Origin of the sequence: Tardiphaga sp. 215_C5_N2_1 (assembly GCF_052076055.1) — a bacterium.
In the GTDB taxonomy this organism is placed as follows: domain Bacteria; phylum Pseudomonadota; class Alphaproteobacteria; order Rhizobiales; family Xanthobacteraceae; genus Tardiphaga; species Tardiphaga robiniae.
On the sequence record NZ_CP197240.1, the window covers coordinates 1030466 to 1056830 of the forward strand.

Annotated in this window: 20 protein-coding genes and 2 pseudogenes; 10 read left to right on the forward strand and 12 right to left on the reverse strand. The window is 57.6% G+C overall.

The genetic code is table 11. The features are described from left to right. Window positions 1–238 precede the first annotated feature (238 nt). Window positions 239–745: a single-stranded DNA-binding protein gene (locus tag AB7828_RS04795; protein ID WP_441229525.1), complete on the forward strand. Its 507-nt coding sequence runs from the start codon at window positions 239–241 to the stop codon at window positions 743–745. Between the two features lie 698 nt (window positions 746–1443). Here AB7828_RS04795 and AB7828_RS04800 read toward each other — a convergent pair. Next, window positions 1444–1635, reverse strand: a complete 192-nt coding sequence (locus AB7828_RS04800; protein WP_441229526.1) for a hypothetical protein — start codon at window positions 1633–1635, stop codon at window positions 1444–1446. Window positions 1636–1959: 324 nt separating this feature from the next. Between AB7828_RS04800 and AB7828_RS04805 the strand changes: the two genes are divergently transcribed. From AB7828_RS04805 to AB7828_RS04820, 4 genes are all read left to right on the forward strand, one after another. After that, a complete protein-coding gene (locus AB7828_RS04805) occupies window positions 1960–3177 on the forward strand; it encodes a tyrosine-type recombinase/integrase (protein WP_441229527.1) in 1218 nt (405 codons plus the stop codon). Next, complete coding sequence (locus AB7828_RS04810) at window positions 3161–4678, forward strand: site-specific integrase (RefSeq protein ID WP_441229528.1); 1518 nt, start codon at window positions 3161–3163, stop codon at window positions 4676–4678. The genes AB7828_RS04805 and AB7828_RS04810 overlap by 17 nt, the downstream gene beginning before the upstream one ends. Beyond that, complete coding sequence (locus AB7828_RS04815; RefSeq protein WP_441229529.1) at window positions 4675–6681, forward strand: hypothetical protein; 2007 nt, start codon at window positions 4675–4677, stop codon at window positions 6679–6681. The genes AB7828_RS04810 and AB7828_RS04815 overlap by 4 nt, the downstream gene beginning before the upstream one ends. Window positions 6682–7301: 620 nt before the next feature. Next, window positions 7302–8201, forward strand: coding sequence for a hypothetical protein (locus tag AB7828_RS04820; protein WP_441229530.1), 900 nt, complete (start codon window positions 7302–7304; stop codon window positions 8199–8201). A gap of 14 nt (window positions 8202–8215) precedes the next feature. Here AB7828_RS04820 and AB7828_RS04825 read toward each other — a convergent pair whose 3' ends face one another. From AB7828_RS04825 to AB7828_RS04850, 6 genes and pseudogenes are all read right to left on the reverse strand, one after another. Then, the gene (locus AB7828_RS04825; protein WP_441229531.1) at window positions 8216–9949 is read right to left on the reverse strand and encodes a UvrD-helicase domain-containing protein; all 1734 of its coding nucleotides are present in this window, start codon (window positions 9947–9949) and stop codon (window positions 8216–8218) included. Further along, window positions 9946–11955 (reverse strand): ATP-dependent nuclease, encoded by a 2010-nt coding sequence (locus AB7828_RS04830; RefSeq protein WP_441229532.1) that lies wholly within the window; start codon window positions 11953–11955, stop codon window positions 9946–9948. The genes AB7828_RS04825 and AB7828_RS04830 overlap by 4 nt, the downstream gene beginning before the upstream one ends. An 893-nt stretch (window positions 11956–12848) precedes the next feature. Beyond that, window positions 12849–13564 (reverse strand): annotated as a pseudogene (gene arsH, locus AB7828_RS04835) (arsenical resistance protein ArsH). Continuing rightward, window positions 13554–13742: pseudogene (locus AB7828_RS04840) on the reverse strand (ArsC/Spx/MgsR family protein); the annotation flags it as partial. The pseudogenes AB7828_RS04840 and arsH (AB7828_RS04835), both read right to left, overlap by 11 nt. Before the next feature lie 171 nt (window positions 13743–13913). Continuing rightward, window positions 13914–14918, reverse strand: a complete 1005-nt coding sequence (locus tag AB7828_RS04845; protein WP_441229533.1) for a helix-turn-helix domain-containing protein — start codon at window positions 14916–14918, stop codon at window positions 13914–13916. 65 nt (window positions 14919–14983) lie between these two features. Continuing rightward, window positions 14984–15991, reverse strand: coding sequence for a SphA family protein (locus AB7828_RS04850; protein WP_441229534.1), 1008 nt, complete (start codon window positions 15989–15991; stop codon window positions 14984–14986). A gap of 960 nt (window positions 15992–16951) precedes the next feature. Between AB7828_RS04850 and AB7828_RS04855 the strand changes: the two genes are divergently transcribed. The 5 genes from AB7828_RS04855 (at window position 16952) to AB7828_RS04875 (ending at window position 23099) form a co-directional block, all read left to right on the forward strand. Further along, entirely contained in the window at window positions 16952–17863 is a 912-nt protein-coding gene (locus AB7828_RS04855) for a formylglycine-generating enzyme family protein (RefSeq protein ID WP_441232195.1), read from the forward strand. A gap of 38 nt (window positions 17864–17901) precedes the next feature. Beyond that, on the forward strand, window positions 17902–19587 hold the full coding sequence (locus tag AB7828_RS04860; protein ID WP_441229535.1) for an arylsulfatase: 1686 nt from the start codon (window positions 17902–17904) through the stop codon (window positions 19585–19587). A gap of 72 nt (window positions 19588–19659) precedes the next feature. Then, entirely contained in the window at window positions 19660–20007 is a 348-nt protein-coding gene (locus AB7828_RS04865) for an HdeA/HdeB family chaperone (RefSeq protein WP_441229536.1), read from the forward strand. 27 nt (window positions 20008–20034) lie between these two features. Continuing rightward, entirely contained in the window at window positions 20035–21018 is a 984-nt protein-coding gene (locus AB7828_RS04870; protein WP_441229537.1) for an HAD family hydrolase, read from the forward strand. Window positions 21019–21167: 149 nt separating this feature from the next. Beyond that, window positions 21168–23099, forward strand: coding sequence for an adenylate/guanylate cyclase domain-containing protein (locus AB7828_RS04875; RefSeq protein ID WP_441229538.1), 1932 nt, complete (start codon window positions 21168–21170; stop codon window positions 23097–23099). Window positions 23100–23215: 116 nt separating this feature from the next. Here AB7828_RS04875 and arsH (AB7828_RS04880) read toward each other — a convergent pair whose 3' ends face one another. Genes arsH (AB7828_RS04880) through AB7828_RS04900 form a run of 5 tightly spaced genes read right to left on the reverse strand, consistent with a single transcriptional unit; the run spans window position 23216 to window position 26276 of the window. Continuing rightward, a complete protein-coding gene (gene arsH / locus AB7828_RS04880) occupies window positions 23216–23932 on the reverse strand; it encodes an arsenical resistance protein ArsH (protein WP_441229539.1) in 717 nt (238 codons plus the stop codon). Then, entirely contained in the window at window positions 23922–24326 is a 405-nt protein-coding gene (gene arsC / locus AB7828_RS04885) for an arsenate reductase (glutaredoxin) (RefSeq protein WP_441229540.1), read from the reverse strand. Before arsC ends, arsH (AB7828_RS04880) begins: the two co-directional genes overlap by 11 nt. After that, window positions 24323–25381 (reverse strand): ACR3 family arsenite efflux transporter, encoded by a 1059-nt coding sequence (arsB, locus tag AB7828_RS04890; protein ID WP_441229541.1) that lies wholly within the window; start codon window positions 25379–25381, stop codon window positions 24323–24325. Before arsB ends, arsC begins: the two co-directional genes overlap by 4 nt. A gap of 3 nt (window positions 25382–25384) precedes the next feature. Beyond that, window positions 25385–25912: an arsenate reductase ArsC gene (locus AB7828_RS04895; RefSeq protein ID WP_441229542.1), complete on the reverse strand. Its 528-nt coding sequence runs from the start codon at window positions 25910–25912 to the stop codon at window positions 25385–25387. Beyond that, window positions 25905–26276, reverse strand: a complete 372-nt coding sequence (locus tag AB7828_RS04900) for an ArsR/SmtB family transcription factor (RefSeq protein WP_441229543.1) — start codon at window positions 26274–26276, stop codon at window positions 25905–25907. The genes AB7828_RS04895 and AB7828_RS04900 overlap by 8 nt, the downstream gene beginning before the upstream one ends. Window positions 26277–26365: the final 89 nt, after the last annotated feature.

Sequence of the window (26365 nt, forward strand, 5' to 3'; positions counted from 1 at the left end):
AGCGACGACTCGGCACTTCGTCGTCGCCCAACAATTCGCCAAGGGGTGTCCTTGAGAACAAAAATGGAACATGCTATATGGGAGGACGATCATATAAGAGATCGTGGATAACCCGGTCGCGGGGGCCTGCGCGGGAGCGCGGACCGTATAGGGTCCCATCATCAGCGGCGTTTGCGCGCGGGCCAGGGCCTGCGCCGGCGCCCAATCAGCAATTCAGATTCGAGAGTAGGAGAGTGGCATGGCGGGTACCGTCAACAAGGTGATTTTGGTCGGCAATCTCGGCAAGGATCCAGAAGTCCGCCGGATGCAGAACGGCAACCCGGTCGTCAACCTGACCGTCGCGACCTCGGATACCTGGCGCGACAAGGGCACCGGCGAGCGCAAGGAAAAGACCGAGTGGCATCGTGTCGTGATCTTCAGCGAAGGTCTCGCCAAGGTCGCCGAGCAGTATCTGAAGAAGGGCGCCAAGGTTTATATCGAAGGCGCGCTGCAGACCCGCAAATGGACTGATCCGCAGGGTGTCGAGAAATACTCCACCGAGATCGTGCTGCAGGGCTTCAACTCGACGCTGACCATGCTTGACGGCAAGGGCGGTGGCGCGGGTGGTGGCGGCGGTTACGGCGGCGATGACATGGGCGACAGCTTCGGCGGCGGCCAGTCGAGCGCTCCGCCGCAGCGCCGCGTGGCCGCACCGGCCGGCGGTGGTGGCCGCGGCAGCGACATGGATGACGACATCCCGTTCTAGGGTATAGCGAAGCTAGGAATGTAAATTTTCCGCTTTGAAGTCGTTGAAAAGCCAGTGAAAGCACCTTTACAAATTTGATCAGAGCTGCGGTGCGTTTCCGCAGTTAGGGTGGAGTATGTCGTTCGTAAACTTCAACCGGGTGTGGAGATCGCAGGCCTTGATGGAGAGCGGGCCTGCGCAGCGGCTCCCCAAATAGCAAGCAAGCAGGCCCGATCGTTACTCGATGCCGCTGGCTCAATACTCGAAGGTCAGTTTAGATCACGTGTTCGCCGTGTTCTGGAGCGGCGACTGCATTGGCGCGTTAGAACTCGTAGCGAAGTTGATTGCGTCTGGGGTGTTCAGACTACAGTGCTGTATTGGCGCTACGGTGTTGCGACGTAGGGATTCAATCGACCTCGTTGCGTTTTCAATTCTGGGCGTGGGCTAACGAGGCCGAAGTTGGCGATGTTTCGGTGGCTGGTCCACGAGGACCCGACGGTCAAACCTGCTGGTGCGCGCAGGCAGTGAGAGCCGGGCTCGATTTGTGAACGCTCGTGAGACGTTAGCGGGCCAAGTAGATAGGACCGTAAGGCTCACCTCAATTGTCTGCGGTAGTTTCAACGATGTGAAGGCGATGCGCGCGGTGATTATGTGTCGCGAGTGCGATCGTGACTCTGATTGCGGGGATCAAAGTCTCGTTCTCGGACTGCGGTGCTTGATCAAAAGGTATGCAGAGTTGTTCGCAACGATTCATCGGCCAGTCGGGTTTCTGCATCGTTGATGAATACTCGAGTTTCCATCGAATAGAGAAAGATGGCGGCCTGCCGCAGCGCCGACGGATTTGCAAAGTGATGGTGTCCTGCGTCAGATGGAAGCAGGCGATGTGGATTCTCAACGGTGCTTTTCGACAAGCGCCCGTCTTATACGGTGTGTACCAGCCGTACAGCTATAGGATCGAGTCCTTCTGTGTTTTTGGTGTGAGGAGTTTGAGTCCTTACTAGTTATGATCGCCCAAGGATTGGTGAACGGCTCTTGCAGTAGTAGCTCTGCGCCGGACGTGTAGTTCGATCCTGAACACGAAGCGTGTTGTGTGTCATGCGGGTTCGGTGAGGTGAATTGACCGGCGAATGGGCTGACGGCATGCTCGCGCACGTCGGCTGACGCGCGGGGCAATGTCATCTATGAGTGCAAATCCATATGCGGTGAGATGGTCGAAATTTCGATCCGGCGAGAACATGCCGTTCCTCGTGAGCCTCGCCGACGGGCTGCCGCTTGAAGATCCGTCGTACTGGATCATTGCGTCTCGACGCGCTTCGGGACTTCAACCCAACACACTTTCGAACGAGCTAAGGTTCCTTGCACACCTGTATGTTTGGGGCGACGCGCGTCGTATCGGTGTTGTGGAGCGAATCCGTGAAGGGCGCTTTTTCACCTTGCAGGAACTTATTGATCTCGTGGACGCGTGTGGCCGCCCGGTTTCCTCGGTAGCTGCTCAGATACCATTAGGCCAGAGTGTCTCGGACCTAACAAAGGGGCGTCAGTCCAAAAGATTCGTGCGATCGGGCGAGAAAGGTAAACGGCTATCGACTATCATCTCATTTGTTGAATTCATAAGCGCTGAAGTGTTGTTGTCGTTGGCGGCGTGGCCGGTGCGGCGAGATCGATACGCTGAAAGCCGGGATCTATGCCTCTCGCTGCTGAGGGGGCATAAGCGAGGAGCCAGCAGGCATTCCAAGAGCAACTTGAATCCGCCGCAAGGGCTGAGCAGCGAAGATTCTGAGCGGCTGCGGCAGGTCATCGTGCCTAACCATCCTGATAATCCGTTTCGTCCCGAGGTGCAGTATCGAAACTACCTGATTGTTCGGTTGCTACTCGAACTAGGAATGAGGCGAGGAGAACTCCTCGGCATTAAAGTTGGCGATTGTGCAATAAATGCTTCCTCCACGATAGAATTACATCGTCGGCCCGACGATCCAGACGATCCGAGGGCATATAAACCCGCGACAAAGACACTACCGAGAAAACTTAGCGTTAGGCCGGAGTTGGCCGAACTTGTGTTCAAGTTGGTGTTGGAAGATCGGAATGTGATGGTTGGATCGTCGCGGCATCCATTCCTGATCGTTAATCACCGCGATGGGGCTCCGATGTCTCTGTCGAATGTTAATAAAATCATGGAGGCACTCCGTACGCGTGTTCCTGGGCTCCCGATTGAGCTTGCTCCGCATCTCTTGCGGCATACTTGGAATGATGAGTTTTCCGTGCTGGCCACGCAAAAGAACGTCGATCCAGAGATGGAAATAAAATTCCGCATGTATTTGATGGGGTGGCGATCGGAAGAAACCGCAAGGATTTATCTGAGGCGAACCACCATACGTCGAGCGAACGAGACGCTTAACGAAATGCAGTCGAAGCTTATCTTACCGTTTAGGAGTCACAATGGACCGTTCTCTTAACAATCGCGCCCACGCTGAAGCGCTGACATTGCCGGTTTCGGCGCGATCTAGGGATAATGTTCAGTTTAGCCCGCAGGCTGACCAGTGGGTACTGTGGTCGATGGTGTATCAACCTAGAACGCTTCGCTTCGATCGCTTTACAAATCTTGGCCCGCGGATGAAGCACTGCGTAAAGTTTGGCATGCTTCGTGTCGCGGAGAGGAGTTCGTTCGGCTACACGGTGAACATGTTCTCCCATTTTCTGAATCTGTATTTGTCCCAATTGCACGGAAAAGCGGCCATTTGCTCAGAGGTATCGCTCGAGGATGTTCTCAACTACCGCGCCACGCTTTGCGAGCAGACTGAATGGAAGCTCGGATATGTACGACGCATGTTTGTCGATCTGCATGAGATGGGTCTCAGCATCACGTCGCATCAGGCAAAAGAGTATCTCGATGATGCGCGACTTCGTCGGAATGTTAGCGGAACGGAAATTCGAACGAGAGATCCTCATACCGGTGCATTTGATGACGTCGAGCTGCTCCACATTCAGTCGTCTTTGAATGAGAATTATGAGCGTGGAAAGATCACTCTGTACCAATATGCTGTTGGCTGGTTGTTGATCGCTTACGGGTCAAGACCATGTCAAATTGCTGCTCTTAAGGCGTCAGATTTGATCGTTGTTACTAGTGACGATGGAAAGAACTACGCGCTGAGAATTCCTCGAGCGAAACAAATGGGGGAGGAGATTCGAGAGTCGTTCAAGGTAAGACATTGTAGCAAGGCGATCGGGCAGTTGCTCGAGGAGGTGATTGAACATAATAACATGGTGTACAGCGGTCTGGATTTGGAGCGTGAAAGCTGGCCGCTGTTTTTTGCTAGCAGACGAGAGAGGGATAGCGTTGATCACCACACGTCAGTCGAGCGGATAAGCTATATCATGGACAGCGTTGTTGGACGGATATCTCGTTTGAAAACAAATTCGCGGCGATTTCGGTCAACCATCGGACAACGTGCGGTCGATGACGGCAAGGATAAGTACACCGTGGCCGAATTGCTCGATCACTCGAACGTTCAGAGTGTGGCTCCGTATTTTGAAGCGGGACCAAAGATTGTCGTCCGCCTTGATCGCGCCCTGGCCATGGAAATGGCCCCGGTAGCCCAAGCCTTCTCCGGCACCTTGGTGAATGGCGAGAATGAAGCTCGCGGCGGCGACAACCGTTCGAGCCGTATCTATGACCGGACTCTCCAAGACAATGTGGCCCTCGGCACGTGCGGTCAGTCTGGACCGTGCGAGCTGTCGGTGCCTTACGCTTGTTACACGTGCCGCAGGTTCCAGCCTTGGGTCGATGGGCCTCATGAGGAATTCATGAACTCACTCATTGCGGATCGACAGCGCATGGTCGAAGAAGATTATTCACCGAGGATCTTTGCAATTCGCGACCGAACTATCTTAGCGGCGGCGCAGGTCGTCCAGTATTGTATCGTTGCACGTGGAATTCTTGAGGAGCCGCAGGAATGAGTTCGCATGTAGTATTCATTTCAGGGGCGATGCGGCCGGCTCAGCGCGTCGCCGACTTCATCGTGCTGGCGCGCGACAGACTCTCTGCACTTGTCGCCAGTGAGCGCTGGCAAGATGATTTATGGATGGTGCACAATGATTTCGTTATAAAAGGGCAGAATCCGGTCAAGCATGCGCTCTCATTCCACAATGCTGGCTCGAGGATCGGAAATCGGCATACTGCAGACGTCGAGCCGATGGAAGTAGGCTATAAAGAATTTGCTAAGGCCTACATTCGCTATCAGCATTCCGCGTCACCGGTAGGCTTCGAAAGTACGAAGAAGCGTCTGGTCAGCTTGAGACTGATAGAGGCAGGATTTTGCTCCTTGGGACTAAGGCCTGAGATTGAGAACCTCAGCGCACAGGTCTTAAATTCGGCCTTGGCGGTCACTGAAGGTAAAGTAGGTCGTGCGCGGTACTATCAACTCGCAGTATACGTTCAGCAGATTCACGATTTCTGCGTAAGACGTGAGTTCCTCAATGCCCCGTTCTATTGGAAGCATGGCATCAAGAAGCCCGAGGATCATCGTGATGCGCTCGGGAGAGAAGCAAAGGAGCGGCGCGATAAGATATTGCCGACTCCAGAGGCATTTCATGCATTAGGTCATATCTTTCGCAACGCCGATACATTCGCGGACCAATTCTACTCAGCGATAGCGGCGATCTGCGTGTGCGTTCCGGTCAGAGCTCATGAAGTATTGGAGTTGGGCGTCGATTGTGAGGTGCCGAAGCGGTATTCCGCAGGCGAGCCTTATGGCATCCGTTTCAAACCAGGAAAGAGGAATGACCCGCAGGTAAAGTGGGTGCCTACCCAGATGGTACCCGTGGCTCGCGAGGCGATTGCTCGACTGCGTAATCTGTCGGCGGGCGCGCGAGTGGTTGCAAAATGGTACGAAAAGTCGCCGATTAAGGTGTGGCTACCTCCAGAGTTAGAACGGTCCCGCGGAAAATGGCTCTCGTTGAAGGAACTTCAGTTGATTTTCGTCGGAGCCGACCTGAAGCAACTCCCTGTCATCGTTCGTCGCCGTGGCATTGAATTTGATGAAATCAACAAGTGTGTTTTTCTTCCGTCTCTCGCTGAGAATCTGCTGACGTCCATGCCGTCTGGATATCCGTTTCTAAATGGCAAGGACGGGCAAACCTATTCTGGGTCCCTCGCAATATATCGTCGTAACGAGCCAAGCACACAGAAGCCAACGTTTTCTTGTCTTATTGAGAAAGCGACTGTGCAGACGTTCGAGCGCTGGCTTTCTGGCCTCGAGGGGCGAAAGCCCAGTGTGTTTACGAGATGGCAGTTCCGTGAGCGCAACGGCGATGAGATTCAGATAACGACCAAGTCATTTCGTCACTGGATTAATACGGTCGCACAGTTGCGCGGCCTGAGTGAACTTGACATCGCCAAGTGGAGTGGTCGCGAGATTTCGCAGAACAAAGCATATGACCACGTCACCCCGGACGAGAGGTTGTCGCAGATCCGGCTAGCCATCGAAGGCGGGCAGGCTTATGGACCGATGTTCGAAGTCGATGATGAGGTCGGCGTGAACCCACCTGTCTCTCGCGAGCAGTTCCTGAATGCCCAGATAGGAGCCGCCCACACTACGGACTATGGCATTTGTGTGCATGATTACACTCTGCAACCCTGTGGGGCACACGGGGATTGCTTCGATTGTTCGGAGAGTGTGCTCATCAAGGGTGATCCCGCTCAGATGGAGAACATCCGGAAGCAGCTTGAGACTACCGGCCGCCAATTGGAGGATGCTAAGCGGGCGATGGATGGTCCCGTATCACAGGCGGACCGCTGGTTTGCAGTGCATCAGAGGAAGTTCGATCGGCTACACCGCATCTTGTCTGTTCATCGAGACGAGGCGGTGCGGGATGGTGCAGTCATAAGCCTTCCAGGCGCGAATCGCGACAGCGAGATTGCAATGACCTTGCGCGAGAGAGCGAAAGTGTCGGTAGATTAGAGTGCATCGAACGGGTCGAACTCAGGCGCAGAATCACACAACGGCTAGATGGTGACTACGTTGGCTAAACCAAGGCTCTCGGATAGTGAGATCGACAGGATTGTAGGTGTGTTGATTACTTGGAAAGATGAGTTGAGTTGGGATTTTTTGTTGCGCCGGGTTGATATTCTGATTGGGCGTTCGTTCTCACGGCAAGGACTGCATAAGCAAGACGCGATCGCCGCAGCGTTTCGACAGGCAAAGAGTAGGCTCAGGTCGAAGTCGAAGTCGAAGCGCACAGCGTTAGGAAGCGAGGTTTCGCCTGAGTTCGCGTTAATGCGGGGAGTGATCGAAAGTCTCGAGCAAGAGGTTAAATCGCTCAAGGATGAGCGTCACAGGTATCGCGAGAAGTTTGCCACTTGGCTCTACAATGCTCGAGTGCACGGGAAGCTGTCGTCTGCTCAGTTGAACGAGAGTATTCCGCCTATTGATAGAGGCAGAAGCGACAATGTGCGGCGGTATCGAGTTTAAGTCTGGCGATTGGAAGACAGATCGTCCCCTTAGTTCTCTGCGAAGCATTAAAATTCAGCGGCGATGCGCCTCTTCGGGCCCGGACGACAGAATTATTTCTCGGACGCGGATTGCGCGATTATCTTCAAAAGGAAGTTTCCGGGTTCGTCACGCGCCAGATGCTGGCGCGAGGTACTCAAACGCCTCAAGCGATTCTCTCGGGAAGCAACAGCTTCCAGAGTCGCCACATTCCGAAACCGCCCACCGTGCCGGCCGCCGCGGCATTGGCAGGCATCTCGCTGCGCAACAACAGCGAGTTTCTGGAAGGCACGGAAACGGGAGAGATCCGTCGGCTCCCTGGGTTTACGCGAACCAAAAAGCACACCGTGCCGACCGAAGTAAGCGACTCAGCGGAATCGTGGTGCCAGCGTCTGCTTAGCGAGCGCGTCGCGGAAGAGTTACAGGAGCTCTACCAGTCTGCGCGCAAGGCGCCCAACGCACGGCGGAAGGACGTCCAGAAGGCCGAAGATGACGGCGGCGGTGACCTGGATACGGCAGCCTTCCGTTATTCGATCGAGACGGGCCAGAACCCTGACGACCCCGCAGAGTATATCATCCGGCGTCGACTGGAGCTGCGCGATGGCTGGGACGCGCATCGCGCCGCGATCGACAAAATATTCGGCATCGAGTTCGACCGCTTGGTGATAGAGTTCGAGCGGATGGACGACACGTTCGACGCACTGGTTGAAAAGCTTGAAGACATCCAGGAAAGCCAAGGTGGTGAGCTCCACGACGACGATCGGACCAAACGAGCGACGTACGACAGAGACGGCGTGACGTTCACTTTCGATCTGAGTAAGCGACGTCTAGAAATTTCGTTCGGTCGATCGGGGACACTCGAACTCGTCGATGCTGCGCAGAAATTCCAACTGGGCACGAGCCGAGCAAGCCCAATGCTGGCGGCGCCAATCGGGCAATCCGCGTCTCCACTTTCAACTGCGCCCCGTCGCCGGGATGCCCGAGGTCGGTAACTCCACCGAGCCTATCAGATTTGATGGAGACGGACCTCACACCCACCATTGGCGAGAAGTGTTTGGAGCCGTGCGGCCCGGCTTTTCGGGACAGCAATCGCGAGCAGGCGTTCCGCTCGCGAGGCTCCAACGTAGATCTTGCGGGCCTCTTCGTCAGCGCCCGTTGAGGTTTGGCCTTCGAGGAGGCCGATGATCGCGCCAGCGGTCTTCGTCGTCATCACAACGCACACTCCGGGAAATTCTTGCCCCTTTACGGAGTGGATCGTACGGGCCGGCGAAGAACTTGTCGGGGCGCGTGCGAGCGCCGTCGTCAGATCTGCGTGCCCTTTGAGGCGCTGGTTGATCGTGGAGTTTACGACGAGACCGGCGACGAGAAGGCTGCGCGCTCTGGCCAGCCATTGATCAACGGTCTCGGCTTGGTCGAAGCGGAGGCCATTGGCGAGCGCGATGATCTCTGGACGCCATCGGCCGTCCTCAAGACCTTCGCTCAACAAGTAGCCATGGTAGCCTCCCAACGCACTGATGCGGCCTTGAACCAGCAGGACGATGCGGTGCAGGTTGACGAGCGCGTCGCGACGATTTCCAACGGCAAACGCGAAATGATAGTTCATGGCCGCTTCCGCCAGAAGGAGCGTCATGTGGGCGGTCGGCTCGGTTGTCGGCTGACCGATGGCTTTTGAAGCACTGGCCCGCGTGGACGCCAGAACCGGCGCGAGATGTAAGGGGATGCTCAGTCCCTCGACGAGACCTCGGAAGGATGAGCCGATGGTCGCGGAGATTGCGCTTCCGCCGTACGACAAGATATGGACCGGCGTCGTGTCGGCGCGATGCGGACCCAACGGTTTGTCCGGATCCGAGCGCGACGACGGCGGTCGAAGCGTCACAATCGCCGCACATATTGCCGGGCTGGATCTGAAATTGCCGCTCATCGGCAAGCGATCTGTTGCGTCGAACGTCGCGGCGAATCGTTGAAGTTCGTCGGTCACGCCGCCCCGGAATTCGTAGATCGACTGGTGGGGGTCGCAGATGACCTTCACCTTGATCCCGGATTCCCGCAGCCAATCGACAATCGCGAGATCGGCAGGGTTACAGTCCTGGGCTTCGTCGACAATGATCTCCCGAAATCGGGCAGCGAGCGCGGCGCCGACCCGCTTGGCGAAGGCCACGTCAGACAGCCTTTCGCGGACACAGACGCGGACATCTTCGAAGTCGATTTGGCCCTGGCTTCGCGCACGTCTGATCGTGGAGAGTGCGCTGGTCTCATGCGCTGTGATCTGGCGCTTGTCGACGTCGAAACCCTCGTCCTTCGCGAGCGCGGGGATAACCTTGCCCGTCGCTCGGTCAAAGCAACGCAGTCGGAGTGCTTGCGCGCCGTTGTAGGGCGGCCGCACCTCCCAATTGCTCTTGTCGGGGACAAGCTTCGGCAACTGATCGCAATCGGGAATGCCGAACGGAGCGATCAAAAACTGCCACAGAAATCGATCGAACGTTCCGATGAAACTCGGAAACAACGGCGCCGGGAGCACGCCGAAGGCGCGGAGGCGTGCCTCCAGCTCATCGACCGCCGCGTTTGTGAACGACAGGAACGCGACGCCGCGTCGATCGTCGGGATGAACCAACAACTGACGGGCGCGCTCGACCATCGTCCTGGTCTTACCCGCGCCAGGGCAGGCCGTTACGAACGCCGTGCCGACGTGGTCGATAACATTCTGCTGCTCTCGGGTCGGCGCATACGAGGAGGCGGTCAATGGACGACGACCTCCTCAATGGCCTTCGCGATGTAGGCTGGGACTACGAATGCGTCGCCATCCTCGATCAGACGAGCGAGAATCTGAGCGAAATCGCCCTTGCGGGTCTTCTTGAATATCTGGTGGATTTTCTTAGCGCGTTCATCACCGCTGAGCGCAACCGCGTTGTCCCACTTCTTTTTCGATCTTGGGTGAAGCGTCAGGTACGCCTTGCGAAGGATGGCGGAATTGCCCGCCTCCAGCAGTTCGGTCTCCAGCGAGTAGATGCTCGTGACCGCCGCAAGATGCTCGCTCGCGCCGAGCGAGCTCGCCAGGCTCATCAATGCAGCCTTGCGCATCTCGCCCGGAATAGGCCGCTCCTCGGCGTCCGCCGCGTCATCTCCGACGGACACCACGGCCGTGTCTTGCTCCGAAGCGGGGCCAGCGAGGACCTCCTCCGCGGTGTCGCTCGGCAGCTCCTCGTCATCGTCATCGTCATCGTCGCTGTCGCCCGTACCTTTGTCTCCGTCCGTCAAGATGACGACGCGGTCCGCTATGCGAGCCCCATTGACCGACGTCAGCAGCAGCGTCGCGTACGGGCTGAAATCGACGCCATCGATGGGGACAAACACAGTTGATCTGAACAGACGGAGTTGATCGGGATACTCCTTCAGCGTGTGATGTTTTGCGATGGCGGGGAGGAGAAGGGCTTCTGCGATTCCTTCGACCAGCAAAACTCGTCCGCCGAAGAGAAGCGCCGCCTTGGTGACATCGAGGTAGCGATCGACCTTGCGGCGCTCCAGCGCATCAAGCGGCATCAACGATAGGGGAATGCAGCGGGTGGACCTGCGAAGCGCCGCCGCCGTCATGGTGGCGGTAAGCGCATCGGTGCCCGTCACTTCGGCATCGGTGCGGTCGGTGCTCAGCCCACTTCCGATGACCGCCGCGTCGGCGACGGTCGGCTCGATGGTTGGTTCGCCAGCAGGCGCCTGCTCGGTGCTCGCCACGACGGACTTGAACACGACCAGTCGGTCACTGTTGACCCACGCCGAAAGGTTCGGGGAATGTGTCGCGACGATGACCTGGAGTTCACCAGATGGAGCGTGATCGGCGGGCGCGTCTTTGCGCGATTGCTCGGCCTGGTCTCTCAAGAAAGCGAGGACGGCCGCCTGAAGCTGCGGATGAAGATGCGCCTCTGGCTCCTCGACGAGGAATAACGTGAGGTCGGCTGATCGGACCTTCTCAAGCTCTACAGCGATGATCGCCATGAACAGAAGATTTGCGTATCCGTGTCCGGAATACCTGAGGTCTTCGGGGTCGACGCCGTGGTCGGCGAGCTTGAATCTCAGGTCGCGGGCAATATCCACCAAGGCTTCGTCTGTAGCGAATCCAAGAGAAGCTGTTTGTCGGCGAACCCCCGACGTCAGGGCTGATAGACCCTTCTCGACTGCACCGTCTACTTTGACGAGGACATCATGCGAGTGGGTGCGCCCGAGTTCTTTCGCGAGCTGTGCGGGCGTCGTCCCCTCAAGGAAGTGATTTAGGAGCGCCATGATCCGCGTAGGATTGCCGGACGCCAGAGAGCGCTTCGCGTCACGGAGCGGCGGCAGGTAAACATGCCGGACCATCTCATGGCAGCCTGGTTCGGCCGAGTTTCCCTCCTTGCCGGCCCAGAGCACCGGCTTGACGCCCGATCGAGCGCCATCGAAACGCAGGCCGAAACGCGCCTGGGTCAACGAGGCGTCTGTGGCGGCCGAAATGAAGCGCCCTTGCTGCCCCGTTGAAAGCTCTGCGTAGCACCCCTCCAACCCGAAGTAGGTGGTCGCGCTCTGAAAGCGAATGTCTGTGGACTCGCAATAAATTTCACGTCGTCCACCGAGAGGCGTTGTAAGCAGGCGAACTGCGTCGATCGCGTTGCTTTTGCCTCCATTGTTTTCACCCACGAAGACCGTCAAGTCTTTTTGGAGTTCGATCTCTCCTTGGTCGAAAGAGCGAAAGCTGTTGAGCTTTATATTCTTGAGATACATTGACCCCCCAGAATCAGGAAGCATAGAGCAACGGCAGGGATTTTTCGATAGACGCCGATCCCGAGTGCCCACATTGCACAGGGGGTTAAAGGAGGGGCGATGTTCACGGAATTAGAGAGCGCATTTGGAGCGATCGCAGAGGCGATGAAACATGCCGCTAGGGACTGTTCGGCTTCAACTGCCTCTGCGGAAGCAGAGCGTCATGGGTTGCTTGAGCGTGGAGATGGAAAGCCTTCTCAATTACATGTTTGGGAAAGGAGCGAGGGAGGAAAGACTCTACGGTTTCAGTGGCGTTGGTACGACCAGTCAAAGGCTTTCTCGATCCAACCTGACATGAATATCCTATCCTTGGAGCTTCGAGAGGCGGACGCGCTTCTTCGAAGTACTGAGGAGCGATATGAAGACTGAGAATTTGGTTTATGTTCAACACAAAGGGGCTGTGAACGAACATGGACAAGCTGAGTTTGAACTACGTCTGGGGGCAGGACGCGATACCGGTCGTGCTGCGGCGAACGGGTAAAGGTCAACTCTTACGTGTTCGTCTTCCGTATGTGGAGGCAAACCGCCAGTGGCTTCAAAATGGAAGGCGAACGTCGCCAGCTTGGATCGCGGGCGAGAAATATTAGGAATTGCCGAAGTCCTGGTTTAACGACTTCGTTGATCGAGCGCTGAGGCGCTTCGCCGAACGCTGATCGGCGCGGGCATTGCCAGCGCATTCACCACATCGGTCACCGCAAAGGAGCCAACGATGGCTAATAACGAGCAATTTTGGCCGAACGGGGCTGCCTCGCTGTCAGCTTCTCGTTGATGTTCGAAGGCGGCCAACCGATATCAGGGGCGGGTGGCGTCATTTCGGATCCGATCGAGAAGGGACTTCCGGATCTTGCCCAATCTTAGAGGGCTTGTTCCAGTTTGAGCCGGTTTGCTAAGTCAATCGCGGCTTCCTTCCTTTCGCTGTAGCGGTCTGTTAGATGCGCCGAGATGTCCCGAGTGAGCAGTGTGAACTTCACTAACTCCTCGGCGACATCCACGATGCGATCGTAATACGGAGACGGCTCCATCCGGCCATTGTCGTCGAATTGGTCGTAGGCTTTCGCAACCGAACTTTGATTAGGGATGGTGACCATCCGCATCCAACGCCCAAGGACGCGGAGCTGATTGACGGCATTAAACGATTGCGAACCGCCGCTGACCTGCATCACTGCCAGCGTCTTGCCCTGCGTCGGACGAACCGCGCCAATGGAGAGCGGAATCCAGTCGATTTGGGCCTTCATGACGCGGTCATGGCGCCGTGGCGTTCCGGACTGCACCACACCTGACCTTCCGACCAGGCGCACAGTTCACGCAATTCCTCGACCTTCGGATGCGTCGCCGGCGCGTCGTCCGGAAGGGGCAGGCCTGTGGGATTGAAAATGCGTGTCTCCGCGCCGAAAGCGTTCAGCAGGCGGGCTGCTTCCTCGATCGCAAACCGGCTGAACGACCGCTCGCGCAACGAACCGTAAAGCAACAGGATACGGGGCCGGTGACCGAGGAGTGGGCCATGCTGCAGGACGGTCGCATCCGGAAGAAGGAAGGCATCGGGGTCGATGTTCGGCAGATCATCCAGCATCGATAACCTCACGGTCTTCCTTAACGAAACGGCCGATATGCGGGTTCGGCTTTATATTGAGAACAGCCTCCGATGGACGGCAGAGCTTCACGCCCTTGTCGGTCACCACGATCGGCCGGTTGATCAGGATGGGATAGGCCAGCATGAACTCGATCAGCTCGTCATCGGTCCATTTCGGATGCTCATCGAGCGAGGCCACCGGCTCGTCGAGCAGTGGTAGTTGAGGCTTCGACAGCAAGGCGCCGCGCCAAGGCGTCGCTACGTGTGACGCAGAACGAGCTTCGCTACATCCCGAAACTAGGTGATGTGGGTGGCTAAAGGCTTCCTTTCTAGCCTTTCACGGTATCGCTTAGGCGGTCGCGCGGCGGACCATATTGACATGAGATGGGTCGGGATACCGGATCGATCTTGTCTTCCGCAAACCTCCACTAAGCGTATGTGACGGATATTCTCCGAATAGGTCGCGGTAGTCGCCCGCGAAGCGTCCAAGATTTATGAAGCCGTACTGCATGGCAACATCGGCAATTGTCGCCATGCGTGAGTCTGCTTCCAGCAAAGCGGTATGTACCGAACACAATCTCTTGCGCCGTAAAAAAGTGACGGGTCCCATGCCGAATGTTTCATGGAACGCTCTGTGGAGACTCCGTCTAGAAACCTTCAGCCTATTACAGACTTCCGAAATATGGATTGGCTTTAGGCTGTTTCGATCGACATAGTCTTCCACCTCACGCACGATTTTGAGCGCCGACGCCAGAGGACCAAGCGCTTCCGCCGGAACGTTCTGGACGACAGGAAGTGTCATCATCTCGATAATCGCGCGGCGCCAAAACGCGATAGCGTCGTCCGTCAGAATCGAATGCATGGCCATCGCCTGTCGCAAGATGTCCAGAAGACGCGGAACGAAACTTGAGTCCGGGACGCCGCGCAGGTGGATCTTCTTCCAGGATTCTAGATCGCAAATGCGAGGCTCTTGCGTGAAAAAGGAGCGTATGTCGCTGTCGGACAGCGATATGGTCAGGATGGACGCTCCTCCAAAGTATCGTCCTCCATATTCGACGCCCGGAGGAGTGACCAAGACGTCGCCCACGGCCATGTCGCGGGACCAGTGTACGACACGCCCATCTGTCGATGTCAGCATTCCGATCGTGGTCCGATCCGGACTGAGGACTCCCCGTGTTCTCACGCCGACCGAGAACGAGCCGACATTGACCGGCAGGCCGTCGATCGAGAGATTTGAAATGAAGCCGCTGACACGACCCGGATCGAGCTGGATCACCTCACTGCTGGCTCCCTTGACCGTCGAGGAGAGCTCTTCAAAGTTTGTAAGCTGCAGCGTCTTGACCGTTATGCCCATCGACCCCCCATTCCGTTCGGAAATCACCTGAAGGGCCTCCAGCGGGTGCCCAGCTTTCGACGGCCTTAGAACTTGGCCTTGATGGTACGTCCCTGAGCAAGAGTCATGGCGTTCGTATCGATCGCGACAGGAACCGACACCGTGAAATATCCGGCCGTACCTTCCATGCGATTGACTGCGTCGAACTCGCGGTAGACCTTGAGCCGCGTCGAGACCGGCAGCTTTCCGATTTCGAATGTGTAGCCGATCGATCCCCCCAGCGCCACGACCCGCCCTTCGTAGCCGCCTAGACGGGCTCCCGTGCCGGAGTCAGCGGTGAGCTGTTGGTAGTAGTAACCAACTAGGCCGAGCGTAAATTCTTTGGTGATGTATTTCGTTGCGGCCCATTCGAGATGAAATTCATCGCCACTCTTGTAATCCGTGGCCGTATTGGTCTGGTTGAATGTCACGCCCATCGCCGCAGACAAATCCCAACCGATGGCCGGATCGAGCCAGGTGAGCGTGCCGAACACATCCAATGCAGGTCTGTTAAGTGACGCATTTGATAGCTGCCCGGCGACATAGGTCCCGGACGGGATGACGCCGCCGACACCGAGCTGCCAGTGGAAATTCCCAGCGTGCCATCCAACGAAGGACTGCAGGAAGAAGTCGCTCAGATTGGCCTGCGAGTCCGTGACATTCAAGCCAATCGGACCGAATCGTGGAGAGTTCACGAGGAGACTTGCATTCACGCGCGGTTCGCCAACGGGCACCGTCAGCGAGAAGGCAAGATCGCCGCCGAGAATTTTGGCCGGCGTGACCCAGAGGGTCGTCGGCAATTCGATCCAGCTTTGAGCTGAAACATTTGCAACGAGGAGACCGCCCGTCGGCAAAGTGCGGCCGCCGCCGAGCTTCCCATCGTAATAATAGAAATCATTCTGGAAGAAGACGCCGGGTGGCGGCGTTATGCCCGCGCCGGTGGCATGCGACCCCAGCAGAAAAACACCGACGCCGCCTTCGGCTGCCATCACTGGCGACAAGTATGAGAACGACACCACCGAGGAAATGGCAGCAGCAAAAAACCGAGCGCGCATCGCAGAACCCCACCGACAAGCGAACTACAAATCGAGACGAAATCAACATACGCGGAAAAATTTGTTCGTCACGACAATTCATCTGCGGGCGTGATCCGGCTATCGACTGTTGCAAAAGAGCGTCGTGATCGCGAAATTTTATCGATATTGATCGGACAGTTTGTAGGGCCTGCGACAAAATATCTTAAGCCTGCGTCCTGCAGAAGTTGAGTTTGGCACAAAGTGGACATCACAAAATTGCAGAGCTTCTCTACACTCACCAGCACATAATCGAGGAGGAGCTGCTCCGGCATCTCGCATCATGTTGTTAATAGGGAAGAAACGCTGACGCAGATGCGCCTGCCTGATGGCTCGCGCCAGTACACATAAGGGGTGCCAATGAACTGCGTATCACTTGCATCTACCAAAAGAAGCCGTGCCGGTCGCCTTCTACTCGCCGTGACGGTCGTTATGTCCGCGCTTGCCATAAATATCTCTGATGGGTCGGCGATAGGGGTCGTCCCGACATCGACCACCGTGCTGCGACACGATAGGGAGAGCGCAATCGTTCCCATTGTCGTTGTGCGACGCGGCGCTGCCGCGCGACGCACAACAGTCGTCGGGCCGCGCGGCGGCGTGGCAAGCAGGACCGTGGTGCGTCGCGGTGCGGTCGTTCGGCCCGGCGTGGTACGGCCGGGGGCGTGGGTGCGCCCGACCTGGTATCGTTGGGCACCGGGCGGTGCGATTGCTGCGGGCGCTGCGCTGGGTTTTGTCACCGCGGCAACTGCGGTCGCGTGGGCCGGGGCTCCGCCGGCGCCGGGCTACTGCTGGTACTACACCGACGCGAGCAGGCAACAGGGATTTTGGGACGTTTGCCCGCGTTAATGCCGCAAGCAAGTCGGTGGGAATGCCATGGATGTAGCATCGTTATTGGACGAGACTGCTGACGGGTCTGTTGTCGATGGCGTACGCAGCCGCGACATGGTGAGGATTTCCGGCGGCACGTTCTTGATGGGATCGAACCGCCATTATCCGGAAGAGGCGCCCGCTCATAGGGTCAGCGTGAGCGCGTTCTCGATAGATGCAACGCCTGTCACGAATCGTCAGTTCAAGGCTTTTGTGAAAGCGACTGGCTATGTCACGACGGCGGAGATCGTTCCCGATTCCAAGGATTATCCCGGCGCGCTGCCGCACATGCTGTATGCCGGGTCGTTGACCTTCATGCCGCCGCGCGGCGCAGTCGATCTGCGCGACTGGAGCCAATGGTGGTGCTTCCTCAAAGGCGCAGACTGGCGTCATCCGTATGGTTCCGGAAGCAACATCAATGTCCTGGACAACCATCCCGTTGTCCATGTCTCATTTGCGGACGCGATGGCCTATGCGGCATGGGCCGGGAAGGAGTTGCCGACCGAAGCGGAATGGGAGTTTGCCGCACGCGGCGGCCTCGACCACGCTGAATTTGCATGGGGCGACGAGTTCACACCCGCCGGGCAACATCTTGCCAACACGTGGCAAGGCGATTTTCCAACGCAGAACCGCGCTGATGATGGCTACGAACGCACATCTCCGGTGAAGGCGTTTCCGCCGAACGGCTTCGGCCTGCACGACATGATCGGCAATGTGTGGGAGTGGACCAGCGACTGGTACACGCCCAGGCATGAAGCCGATGCGCCGAAGACCTGCTGCATTCCGCGAAACCCGCGCGGCGGACATGAGGACGCCAGCTACGACCCGCACCAGCCGGACATCCGTATTCCACGCAAGGTGCTGAAGGGCGGATCGCACCTTTGCGCGCCGAATTACTGCCGCCGTTATCGTCCCGCAGCGCGGCACGCCGAGCCGATCGATACCTCGGCAAGTCACGTCGGCTTTAGATGCATCATCCGAAACTAGCAGCAGACGTACGTTTTCTTTGAAAGATGGAGACTTGAATGGCCAGCGACGTCCGAACGGAACAGCCCAACGAAGCCTTATCGCGAGACACGGAAGATCACGCGCTCAACCGCAGAAACCTGTTGCTGGGTAGTTCAGCGATTGTCGCGGCTGTAACGCTTACATCTGCCGCACTGGCTCAGGCGCAGAAAGCGGCCCCAATCGCCAGTTCGGCACGTCGACCGAACATCCTGCTGATCCTGGCAGATGATATCGGGTGGTTCGATGTGGGGGCCTATAACCGCGGAATGATGGGCGGGGCGACCCCCAACATCGATCGCATCGCCTCAGAAGGCGCGCTGCATACAGATCATTACGGTCAGGCGAGTTGCACGGCCGGACGCGCGGCATTCATCACCGGGCAGATTCCCATGCGCACCGGCATGACCACTGTTGGCATGCCGGGCGCCAAGCAGGGACTACAGGCTGAAGATCCTACCATCGCCGATCTGCTCAAACCCTTGGGCTACATGACGTGCCAGACCGGCAAGAACCACCTTGGCGACCGCAACGAACATCTGCCGACTGTGCATGGCTTCGATGAGTTCTATGGCAACCTCTATCATCTCAACGCGGAGGAGGAGCCTGAGCAGGACGACTATCCGAAGGGAAACGAGAAATTCAAGGAGACGTTCGGTCCCCGCGGCGTTCTCGAATGCAAGGCCACCGACCGGGACGATCCGACCGAGGACCGGCGCTTTGGCCGGGTCGGCAAGCAGACCATCAAGGATACCGGACCTCTGACACGAGAGCGCATGACGACTGTCGAAGATGACCTGCTTGGGCGTTCGACGGACTTCATGGATCGCGCCAGCAAGGCAGGGAAGCCGTTTTTTCTCTGGCACAATACGACGCGCATGCATGTCTGGACACGTCTCTCCAAGCGATGGGACGGCAAGACCGGGCTCGGGCTGTATTCGGACGGCATGCAGGAGCTTGATTACGTCGTCGGCGGTCTGCTGAAAAAGCTCGATGATCTCGGCATCGCCGACAACACGCTGGTGATTTTCACGACCGACAATGGCGCTGAGAAGTTCACCTGGCCGGACGGTGGCACATCGCCGTTCCGGGGTGAAAAGGGACTCGGCTGGGAAGGTGGCTTTAGAGTTCCGTTCCTGATCCGATGGCCCGGCAAGATCCAGCCTGGCCGGGTCTTCAACGGCATCACGTCGCATGAAGACGTGCTCCCGACGGTCCTCGCCGCAGCAGGTGAACCGGATGTGGTTGCGAAGTGTAAAGCGGGCTACGCGGCTGGGGAAAAGACCTTCAAGGTTCATCTCGATGGTTTCAACCAACTGCCTTATCTGACCGGGGAAGCCAAGGAGTCGGCGCGCGACCAGTTCGTCTACTACGGAGAGACCAGTCTCTACGCCATCCGTTACAAGAACTGGAAGGTCCACTTCGAGACCAAGGACGACTGGTTCGCCGGGCATTCGGCCGCACCCACGGTGCCGCAGCCGGTCAATCTTCGATCGGACCCATTCGAGCAGCACATGCAGGCGCCGAACTATCCAAATTACGCGGTGAACAAGCTCTGGACCGTTCTGCCGATTGCGGCCCTGGTCGAACAGCACCTTGCAACGTTCAAGGACTTCCCGCAGCGGCAGTCCCCGATCGATGTCGATGTCAATGCGATGATGAAGCGCGTGATGGCGGCTGCCGCAAAGGTCCGGGGCGGGAACTAGCTTGAGCGCTTTGTCGAAACAGGAAGAGAGGGCGGCGAATAAACGCCGCCCTTGGAGATTGGGAGGCAATCCATGAACAACAAGAAATTTCCGTGCAAGGCGCTTATCCTTGGTGCGCTGATCGTGATGTCCAGCCCGGCCTATGCGCAAGTCCCGCTGACCAGCTATCAGGACGGCAACGGCTTCATTGATGTCCAGGCGCTGACATGCGCCCAACTCATCAATACCTATCAGGAAGACGCGGACACGCTCGCCGCATGGTATAGCGGCTGGTACAATGGCCTTGCCAAGAAGCATTTCGCTCACATTACGCGGGCGAAATCCGGCGAACACTATCTCATCCTCTACTGTCGTGCTCATCCACAGTTGAAGATCATCGAGGCCATCGACGTTCTGCTCAAGAACGAAGCCTCAAAATAATCCACGTATAGCATTTGAAGGTCAGCGATGCGTCGTATCATTCACCTCATTTCATCTGCCGTATTCTGGATCTGCGCATCGTCAGCGTATGCCCAGTCAGATGCGTTGCCATCCTGGAACAACGGTGGAATAAAAAATTCCATCGTTGATTTTGTAGCGCGTGTGACCACCCCAGGCGGCGCGGATTTCGTGACGCCTACCGAGCGCATCGCCGTGTTCGACAATGACGGCACGCTGTGGTGTGAGCAGCCGATTTATTTCCAGGCCGCCTTTGCCCTCGACCGCGTCAAGGCCATGGCGGCGCAGCACCCCGAATGGAAGCAGCAGCAGCCGTTCAAGGCGTTCCTCTCCGGCGACAGGAAGGCACTGGCGGAGCAGGGCAAGAAAGGCCTGCTTACGCTGGTGGCTACGGCACATAGCGGCATGACCACCGATGACTTCGCAACGTCCGTTGCCGATTGGCTTGCGTCTGCAAAACATCCGCGTTTCAACCGGCCGTATAACGAGCTGATCTATCAGCCGATGGTCGAACTTCTGGCCTACCTTCGCGCCAATGGCTTCAAGACGTTCATCGTGTCGGGCGGCGGCGTCGAGTTCATGCGGGTATGGGCCGAAAAGGCTTACGGCATTCCGCCCGAGCAGGTAGTCGGCTCAACCGGCGTCACGAAATATCAGCTCGACGTCACGGGTAAGCCATCGCTGCTGAAGACGGCGAAGGTGCAGTTCATCGACGATGGACCGGGGAAACCCGTCGGCATCAACATGATAATCGGCCGCCGTCCGATCTTCGCATTCGGCAATTCCGATGGCGATCTGCAGATGCTGCAATGGACAGCGGCAGGCGCAGGCGCGCGATTCATGGGATTGGTGCGACATACCGATGCCGAGCGCGAGTACGCCTACGACCGGCAATCGAAGATCGGAAAGCTGGACAAGGCGCTGGACGAGGCCACCGCGAAAGGGTGGCAGGTCGTGGATATGAAACGGGATTGGAAGGCGATTTTTCCTTAGAAGGTGAGATCATGGGAGCATGCCTTACTGGCGCTTTCGCAACGGCGCTTAGTCTGTTGCCGCGCAGCGTCTTCCGATGACCGCGATCACAATTGACGCCAATCCGCTCTAATCAACCACGTATCAAGCGCACAGGTCGGGAGGCCACGATGTCAGCAGCCAATCCGACGCGCTTTCGTGTCGGATTTCGGACGTCTATCATCGTGCTGTTCGTCGGAATTGTGTTGTTCGTCGGTCTGGCGCTGGTCTATCTCGCCTTCAGCCGCGTCACATTGATCACGCGGTCTGCGGCGAGCTCATTCATGGACAGTGTCGCCGAACTTGCGGCCGACCGTGTCAATGGCCAGCTTAAGACGGTACGGGACAGTCTCGATATCCTGCAGGGGCTGACCTCGGTGCAGTCCGCTGCCATTCAGGACAATCCGCGATTACACATCGTGCTCGCGTCGATGCTGCGCAACAATAAGCAGCTCTACAATCTCTATATGGGTTACGACAACGGAACCTTCCTAGAGATGGACTTCATTGATCGGGGAGGTGAGGCGGCAAGGGACCGACTGGCTGCGCCGCACGATGCCACCTTCCGGCTTCTTATCATCGCGAAGAGCGGAAACGATGGCCTGACATCCACCATCACTTTTCTTTCCGACGCGTTGGTCCCTGTCGGTCAGCGCCCGGGACCGATCGATTACGATCCGCGCAATCGTCCGTGGTTCAATGACGCATTCGGTCCGAATCCCAGCCTGCTGACGGAGCCGTATTTGTTCTTCGCTACGGGCGAGATCGGCTACACGGTGCGGATGCCTATAGCGGAAGGCTTCAAGGGCGTGGTCGCGGGCGATATCCTGCTGAGCGAAGCCGAGACCATGCTGCGCAAACAGCAGCTCGGCAAGTCCGGGCTGGCATTCCTGTTCGACGATGCCGGCCGCGTGCTGGTCCATCCCGATATGTCACAATTCATGTCTCATACGGGAGGCGGACGGTTGAGCGAGCTGCCGCGTCTTGGGGATCTTGACAAGGAAGGCGTCTCGTCTGCCATCGAAGCATGGAAGCGAACCGGGGTAGCGCAGCAGTTCTTTCACGACAGCGATGGACGAACATATGCGGCGGCGTTCCGTCCAATCGAGATGTCCGGGTCCGCAAACCTGCGGTTGGGGCTGTTTGCTCCCATCGACGAGTTCTACGCCAAGATCGAGTCGGAGCGACGCGCCTTGTTTCTTGCTGCTGTCGGTCTGGTGCTGGCGGTGCTTCCGATCGCGTTTGGGCTGGGCTCCATGCTGTCGCGATCGTTGCGGGCGCTCGCGCGCGAGACAGATGCCATCCAACGTTTTCAGTTCACCGACACGGCGAAATGGCATTCGCCCATTCGCGAAATTGACGAATTGAGCCGTTCGGTCTTCACGATGCGCACGCTTGTCCAGACATTCTCGCACTTTGTCCCCAAACTCCTCGTCCAGCATCTTGTCGAAACTGGAAGCGCCATGACGTTGGGCGGAGCGCGGCGAGAGGTAACCGTTCTATTTACCGACGTGGAGAATTTCACGGGAATGACCGAGGACAGAGACCCGACCGATGTCATGACCTTCACCTCGCGCTACTTCGCAGCAATGTCGGAGGCCATCATGGCGCACAATGGCATTGTCGATAAATTCATCGGCGATGCCGTGATGGGCATCTGGAATGCGCCTGTGCAGGATGACAATCATGTCCAGGACGCGTGCGCAGCGGTGCTCGCCTGCATCGAAGCGAATGCGAGGCTGAACGCAGAATTTGAACGCGAGGGATGGCCAGCCTACCGCACTCGCTTTGGCTTGCATGTGGGGGAGGCCGTTGTCGGAAATATCGGATCGCCCGACCGAATGAGTTATACGGCGCTCGGCGCCACCGTGAATCTGGCTGCTCGTCTTGAGGCCCTCAACAAGAACTATGGGACATCTGTTCTCGTCAGCAGTGAGATTAAACAGCGAACGGAGGCTTTCTACCTCTTCCGCCATGTGGACGTGGTGAAGCCCAAAGGCTTCGCAGCAGAGGTAAGCATCTACGAATTATTAGACTGCCGTCGGTCAAGGGATAACGATTGATTCGGGCTTAGTGCATCGAGGGAGAAGGAGATTCGCCTCCTTTCGCAGATGAGGTCCCGTTGCGCGTCAATCGAACAATAAGCGCACTAATCGAATAGTCTTAAACGGTGTTGAAGTTACGTGGCCTTCGAGAGGTCCAGGCGTGCGGACAACTTTTCCGCTGTCTCCTTCCGCTCACTGTAACGGTCGGTCAGGTAGCTGGAAACATTGCGTGTAAGTAGAGTAAACTTTACCAGTTCTTCTGCAACATCGACGATGCGATCATAGTAGGGCGATGGTTTCATCCGTCCGGCGTCATCGAACTGCTCATATGCTTTCGCGACCGATGATTGGTTCGGAACCGTGATCATTCGCATCCATCGGCCGAGCACGCGAAGCTGATTGACTGCGTTGAACGACTGCGAGCCGCCGCTGACCTGCATGACCGCCAGCGACTTGCCCTGCGTCGGACGAATGGCACCAAGTGCCAGTGGGATCCAATCGATCTGCGCCTTCATGATGCCGGTCATGGCGCCGTGGCGTTCCGGACTGCACCACACCTGACCTTCTGACCAGGCGGAGAGTTCACGCAATTCCTCGACCTTCGGATGGGTCGCCGGCGCATCGTCTGGAAGCGGCAGGCCCGTGGGGTTGAAGATGCGAGGCTCCGCGCCGAAAGCGTTCAGCAAGCGGGCTGTTTCCTCGATCGCAAACCGGCTGAACGACCGCTCGCGCAGCGAGCCGTAGAGCAGCAGGATGCGCGGCCGATGCTCGATGGCCGGGCCCCGCTGCAGAAGCGTCGCGTCCAGAAGCCGTAAAGCCGCTGGGTCGATATTCGGAAGATCAGCCAGCATCGATAATCTCGCCGTCTTCCTTGACGAAGCGGCCGATGTGCGGGTTCGGCAGAATATCGAGAACGGCCTCCGACGGGCGGCAAAGCTTCACACCCTTGTCGGTCACCACGATGGGCCGGTTGATCAGGATAGGATGGGCCAGCATGAAATCGATCAGTTCGTCATCGGTCCATTTCGGATCGGCCAGGGCGAGTTCGCCGTATGGCGTTCCTTTCTCGCGCAGCAGAGATCGGACGGGGATGCCCATTGCTTCGACCAATTCCTTCAGCCGATCTCGCGACGGTGGTGTCTTGAGATACTCGATCACCTCGGGGCCTTCACCGCTCTGGCGGATCATAGCCAACGTATTGCGGGACGTGCCGCAGTCGGGGTTGTGATAGATGACGACAGTCACGACTGGATCTCCACGCTTTTCGGAGTTGGTTGATGCGAGCCGGATTCATACCAGCCTCGGGACGCCTGAACGATCTTGACGACGGAAAGCATGACCGGGACCTCGACGAGCACGCCGACAACCGTCGCCAGCGCGGCTCCGGAATTCAGGCCGAAAAGGCTGATCGCTGCTGCCACCGCCAACTCGAAGAAGTTGCTGGCACCGATCAGTGCTGCCGGGGCCGCCACGCACCAAGCCACGCCGAAACGGCGGCTGAGCCAGTAGGCAAGACCGGCATTGAAGTAGACCTGAACGAGGATCGGCACCGCAAGAATAGCAATTACCGTCGGCTGCGCGATGATTTGCTCACCCTGGAAGCCGAACAACAGCACCAGCGTCGCGAGCAGGGCAACGAGCGATAGCGGCTGCAGGCGATTCAGGGTCCGTTCAAAGGTTGGAAGTCCGGCCCCCAGAAGTGCACGTCGCCAGACCTGTGCGATGATGACTGGCACGATGATGTAGAGGGCGACGGATAACAACAGCGTGGCCCATGGGACGGTGATTGACGCCACGCCGAGAAGTAGGCCAACGAGAGGCGCGAAAAGGAAAATCATGAGCACATCGTTGAGGGCGACCTGGCCGAGCGTGTAATGAGGTTCGCCGCCGACGAGATTGGACCATACGAACACCATAGCGGTGCAGGGGGCTGCGGCGAGCAAGATGAGACCGGCGATGTAGGATGAAACCTGATCGTTGGGCAGCAATGGCGCGAAGACGTGGCCGATAAAGAACGTTCCCAGTAACGCCATCGAGAACGGTTTGACCGCCCAATTGATAAAGAGCGTGATACCGACCCCGCGCATGTGTTCGGTGATCTTGCCCAGGGCGCCGAAATCGATCTTCAGCAGCATTGGGATGATCATCAACCAGATCAGGACGGCGACAGGCAGATTGACCTTCGCGACTTCAGCGCCTGCGATGGTGCCAAACGCACCAGGCATCACGTGGCCCAGCCCAACGCCGACCAGGATGCAAAGCGCGACCCAAAGGGTCAGGTAGCGTTCGAATATGCTCATCGATCAGGCCACATCCGGACGGTTGGAGGTAGCGCCATCACTGCGTCCAATCTCACGGAGCTTCGTCCCTAGAGAGAGTTGGTCGATGCTGTCGATAGGGAGGGCCGTGAAGGCTGCAATCCGGTTTTTCAGGTACCGAAAGGCGGTGAGGAATGCTGTGTGCTTCGTAAGGTCAGGCCCCTCTACGTCTGAGGGGTCCTCGATGCCCCAATGGGCCGTCATCGGTTGCCCGGGCCAGATCGGACAGGACTCGCCAGCGGCGCTGTCACAGACTGTGAAAACGAAATCCATTACTGGCGCGTCGGGCGCCGCAAATTCAGTCCAGCTTTTCGACCGCATACCGTCGGTCGGGTAGTCGAGACTTTCCAGCACACGAAGTGCGAACGGATTAACCTGACCTTTCGGTGCGCTGCCGGCCGAGAAAGAACGGAAGCGGCCGTCGCCGTCCTTGCGCAGGATCGACTCGGCCAGGATCGAGCGGGCGGAGTTGCCGGTGCAGAGAAACAATACGTTGTAAATCCGGTCAGACACGGGATGTCTCCTTCCTCTTTTTGGACTTGGGCGGGCAGCAAGGCGTCAGGCTTTCGAGGAGCGGAGCACAGAGCTCAGGACTGCCGCCGCAGCAGTCCTGAATCATGAACAGGGTCAAAGCCTGGAAGGTCGCGAGATTGGCGCGGTAGATGATCGAACGACTGTGGCGCTCGCCGGTGACGAGACCGGCGCGCGTGAGGATCGCCAGGTGTGTCGACATCGTATTCTGCGGAACACCGATGTCTCGGGCCAGTTCCCCTGCGGCAACGCCATCTGGCTCGTTCTTCACCAAGAGACGAAATGCCTCGAGCCGTGTTTCCTGCGCCAGGGCGCCTAACGCTTCGATCGCTTCAAGTGTTTTCATATATCGAGATTTATGGAAGTATAGGCGGCCTGTCAACCCGCCTCAGTTATTCGTGAAGCGAGGCGATGTTTTTAATCATGACGTGGGCA